2 protein-coding genes are annotated in these 2528 nt (G+C 28.1%); both read right to left on the reverse strand.

Features of this window, described 5'->3' with window-relative positions:
• Positions 1 to 45: 45 nt before the first annotated feature.
• Positions 46 to 1659 (reverse strand): chaperonin GroEL, encoded by a 1614-nt coding sequence (gene groL, locus TS70_RS06265; RefSeq protein WP_127093221.1) that lies wholly within the window; start codon positions 1657 to 1659, stop codon positions 46 to 48.
• Positions 1660 to 1684: 25 nt separating this feature from the next.
• Positions 1685 to 1957 (reverse strand): hypothetical protein, encoded by a 273-nt coding sequence (locus TS70_RS06270; RefSeq protein WP_198049742.1) that lies wholly within the window; start codon positions 1955 to 1957, stop codon positions 1685 to 1687.
• Between the last annotated feature and the right edge of the window lie 571 nt (positions 1958 to 2528).

Here is a 2528-nt window from a genome sequence, read left to right on the forward strand (position 1 = left end):
AAAACAAGTAAAACTTGTCTTTTGTTGAAATAAAATTCTTGTTAATTAAATTCCTAAATCGGGATAACTTGGTATTTTTGGTTGTTTTTCTTCTGGGTCATTTACCACAACTGCTTCTGTTGTTAACAATAATGCACTAACACTACCAGCGTGTTGTAAGGCATATCTTGTTACTTTAACGGGATCAACAATTCCAGCTGTAATCATGTCTTCTCAGACATTTGTTGCAGCATTATAACCAACATTATTAGGTTGGTCTTTTAATTTATTAATAATGATTGAACCATCAACCCCTGCATTAGCAGCAATTTGACGAACTGGTTCTTCAATTGCTCGTAAGACAATATTTAATCCTAATTTTTCCTCTTCATTTAATTTCAAATTAGTTAATTTATGTCCAACTTGAACTAAAGCAGTTCCCCCACCAGCAACAATTCCTTCTTCAACTGCGGCTTTTGTTGAATTTAATGCATCTTCAATTCGAAGTTTTTTCTCTTTCATTTCCGTTTCGGTTGGTGCCCCAACTTTAATAATTCCAACCCCGCCTGCTAATTTTGCTAAACGTTTTTGTAACTTTTCTTGTTCAAATGATGAAGTTGCACTTTTAATTTGACCACGAATAAACTCTTTTCGTGCTTCTAAATCAGCTTTTTTGCAACCGCCTTCAATAATTGTTGTTGTATCTTTTGAAACAATTACTTTTTTTGCTGTTCCCAAATCATCTAAAGTTAATGTTTTAAAATCCATTCCCAATTCATCATTAACAAATTTTGCCTTAGTTAAAATAGCAATGTCTTCTAATAAGTTTTTACGATTATCACCAAATTCTGGTGCTTTAACAACAGCAATATTAAATGCTCCACGCATTTTATTTAGTAATAATGTTGGTAGAACATCACCATCAACATCATCGGCAATAATTAATAATGGTCGTCCTTCTTCAACAATTTTTTCTAAAATTGGTAAAATTTCTTTCATGTTACTAATTTTTTTATCAGTAATTAAAATATAAGGATTTTCAAATTCTGTTAACATTTTTTCACTATCAGTTACCATATATTGTGATAAATAACCTTTATCAAACTGTAATCCTTCGGTGATACTTAATTCAGTATCAATTGTTTTTGACTCCTCAATTGTAATAACACCATCATTACCAACTTTTTCCATAATTTCAGCAATTAAATTACCAATTTCTGGATCTTTTGAACTAACACTAGCAACTTGAGCAATTTCTGCTTTAGTCTTAATTTGTTTTGCTGATTGTTGTAATAATTCCACAATTGCTTTAACTGTTTTTTCAATTCCATTTCGAATTGCTACCGCATTAGCTCCAGCAGTAATATTTTTTAATCCTTCTTTAACAATTGCTTGTGTTAAAACAATTGCTGTTGTTGTCCCATCACCAGCTACATCATTTGTTTTATTTGCTACTTCAGCAACTAATTTTGCTCCCATATTTTCAAAATGATTACTTAATTCAATCTCTTTTGAAATAGTAACACCATCATTTGTAATTAATGGTGAACCATATTCTTTTTCTAATAAAACATATTTTCCTTTTGGTCCTAATGTTACTTTAACAGTATCAGTTAATTTATTAATTCCGTTAATTAACATCATTCTTGCATCTTCTGAAAATTTAATTGATTTTGCCATAATTTGATTCCCCCTTTAAAGTCTATTATTCAATAATAGCTAAAACATCTTCGATAGAAATTAAAACTAATTTTCTATTATCATATTCAACTTCGGTTCCAGCATATTCACGATAAAGAACTTTATTATTAATTTTTCCTTCAAATGCTTGTTCTTTTTCAACTTCGGTACTAATTGCAATTATTTTTCCGATATGACTTTTGCTTTTCTCATCTTCTTGTAAATAAATTCCATTAATAAAAGTTTCCTCTTTTTCTTCTTTTGCTAAGACAATATTTTTGCCTAATGGTTTTATCATCAAAAATCCCTCCTTATTTATAATTTTAGCAAATGGCATATGTAACTGCCAATAATATATTTAACAAATTTTATTAATAAATGCAAGTGTTTTTGTCTTAGAAACAGAAAAAAACAAACTGTAGTTTGTTTTTTTATTTTAAATAATTATTTAAATTTATAAAAAAAATAAAGAATTTAGTAATTTAAAAATTACTTCATTCTTTATTTTACTATACCGTAAAAAAATAGTTGTTAAATATTCCGACATAACATTTTAAAACTATTAATAAAATTAAATATCTTTTGTCCTTTTATTACCATTTGTAGAATAAACGATGAAATAGGACAAAAAAATCGACCCTTATTAGGGTTGTTTTTTTTATTTTTAAACAATCTTACAATTTAATATATGTGTTCTAACAAATCGGTATAAAATCCGTGAGTAATAAAATAGACGCTTTAAAAAGCGATAGTCGTAATAAGTGCAGGGTTAACATCGAACGACAATAAAAATAGAGATGGTCACTTTATAAATAAATTTGCGATAGCATTAGGCTCTTCAAGGTGCAAGTGAATTTATTTTAAAAACT

It is taken from the genome of Spiroplasma sp. hyd1 (genome assembly GCF_016082235.1).
GTDB classification, from domain to species: Bacteria; Bacillota_I; Bacilli_A; order Mycoplasmatales; family Mycoplasmataceae; genus Spiroplasma; species Spiroplasma poulsonii.